General features: G+C 58.8%; 1 protein-coding gene and 1 pseudogene. Both read left to right on the plus strand.

All coding sequences use genetic code 11. The features are described from left to right. Nucleotides 1-172: 172 nt before the first annotated feature. A pseudogene (locus OC446_RS30035) lies at nt 173-355 on the plus strand (transposase); the annotation flags it as partial. A 401-nt stretch (nt 356-756) separates the two neighbouring features. Beyond that, nucleotides 757-2,223 carry a porin gene (locus tag OC446_RS30040; protein ID WP_262032541.1) on the plus strand — a complete coding sequence of 489 codons (1,467 nt, stop codon included), beginning with the start codon at nt 757-759 and terminating at the stop codon, nt 2,221-2,223. Nucleotides 2,224-2,395 lie beyond the last annotated feature (172 nt).

The raw sequence follows: 2,395 nt of genomic DNA on the forward strand, positions 1-2,395 counted from the left end.
GAGTGGCTGCGGGAGGGCAACAGAATACGTGTTGCGACGACTGCTTGAATCCGTCGGGCATACTTACTGTCGCTATGATGGAGTAGTGTGGTGAAGGTTCTGCAAATCGCCTGATTGGGGCGGTCATGGCAGGATGGTGATGTCCAAGTCACTCTCCGAGAGGAGCCCCACCATGACCAGCACCAAGGATAAACCTGCTACCGCTGCCATCAAGGACCTTCTGAGCCAGAGCCCGGACGGGCTGCGCGAGATCGTGCGCGCCGTCATACAGGAGAGGCTCGAAGCCGAGATGACCGATGCGCTCCAGGCCGAGAAGGGCGAGCGCACCTCGGCTCGCCTGGGCTACCGCTCGGGCGACGCTGTACTTAGATTCGCCGGATAGGTTAATTATAACATTTATGACCAGACATTTTGCGGCGCACCATTCGAGCGTCATGCTTATTGGACCTCCTAATTTTTAACAGAAACTTAATCCCAGCTCCACAGCCTATGTCAGAGTGTTGGAATTTGGCCACAGTATGTCGAAGATCCGACACGACCCCAGTCGAAAGCGCGTCCATTCGCTTGATCACGAACTCGTGCTGGGTAATGTGGCTGCAGCGACGGGGGCACCCCAGTCGTGATCCTGGTGGGTTCGACCGACAAGGCGAGCCGCCGGGTACTTAAGGGGAAAAGGGACGTGTTTAGGGCTTCGTTGAAGTCACCGAAGCACAAAAACCCGGCCCCCCATGGTCTCAAAACTCTGGAGGTTTAACCATGAAGCTCGTTAAGAGCCTCTTCCTCGGATCGGTCGCGGGTCTCGCGGCTGTCGCCGGGGCACAAGCTGCCGATCTTCCCGTGGCCAAGGCTGCGCCGGTCGAATACGTTCGCGTCTGCTCCACCTACGGAGCCGGCTTTTTCTATATTCCCGGAACAGAAACCTGCCTCCGCGTCGGCGGCCGTGTTCGAACTGAGATGCTTTACCGCGAGCCAGCTTTCCGTGCGGCGGATGCCATCGGCTTCCGTGCCCGAGGCCGCATCCAACTCGACGCACGAACGGCAACAGCTTATGGCATGCTGCGCACGTTCGTTCGCTACGAGATCACCCGCGACTCAGGTACGCCGTACCTCTTCTTCCCAGGCAGTGTCGGCGGCACCGCAGGTGGCGTTCCGACGAATGGCGTCAATGGCTTGGTCGGGCCTTTCAACGTCACTCCGTCTAGCGCAAACGTTGCGCAGGCATTTATTCAGTTCGGCGGCTTGACCGCTGGTCGCGTCACGTCGTTCTTCTCGAACCCTGATCTGCCAACGTCGCACATGGGCACACTGCGGTTCGACGACGCGCCGGACGTGACGCTGTTGGCCTACACCTACTCCTTCGGCAATGGTCTCTCGGCCACAGTCTCGCTCGAAGACGGTCTCGAGCGCCGGGTGGCCGCCACTGGTCTGGTTGGCGGAACCCTGTTCGGAGCCGATGCGCCGGTCCTGTTGAACTACGGTGGCCAGCGCATGCCAGATGTTGTTGGTAACATCAAGTATGCTGGCACTTGGGGATCAGCCCAGCTATCCGGTGCACTCCATCAGGTCACTGCGGTTGGCGGCTTTGACCCGATCACGGGAGGGGCCCTGCCGGGGATCAACACTGACAGTGAGCTTGGGTTTGCAGTGCAAGGCTCGGTTGGCATCAACCTGCCCTTCCTTGGACAGGGGGACTCGGCTTGGATAGCCGCAACCTACGTTGATGGCGCCAATGCCTACATCCTCGGCGGTACGGGCCGTCAGGCGTTTATTAACAACTTCCCAGGCCTTCCGATCTCAGATGCCATCATCGATCCGATCACAGGAGACTTGGATACCGGCACGGCTTGGTCGATTGCCGGTGGCATCACCCACAACTGGACACCAACGGTTCGTTCGAGCATCTTCGGCTCATATGCACGCTTTAACGCTCCAGATGGTGCGAGCACTGTGGTTGCAGCAACGCCAGCTACAATTGCGGCCGGCACCGCCGGAGCCTCAGTGGGCATTCTTGACTTCAACGAGTATCGCCTCGGCGCCAACACATTCTGGGCACCGATCTCGGGTTTGAACCTTGGGGTTGAGGTCCTCTACACCAAGCTCGACCCGCGTGGCCAAGTTGCTGTCCCGGCCACCAATGTCGTCGGCACTAACAGTGGACTGTTCGGATTGTCCGGTGGCCAGGATATCTGGGAAGGTCGTCTGCGCGTCCAGCGCGACTTCTAAGCAGGCCTAGCCCCTATTAGCTAGAGGGGGCCTCAGTGAATAGCTGAGGCCCTCTTATATTGGTGTCACGCCCATCTCTGCATAAGATTAACAATCGAGACCTGATGTTTGATCCCGGGGTTTGATGGTGCATTCTTATCGCCGGAATGGAGGGATGCGCTATGGGCCAGGT

Origin of the sequence: Microvirga sp. Mcv34, from assembly GCF_024519725.1 — a bacterium.
Lineage (GTDB): Bacteria > Pseudomonadota > Alphaproteobacteria > Rhizobiales > Beijerinckiaceae > Microvirga.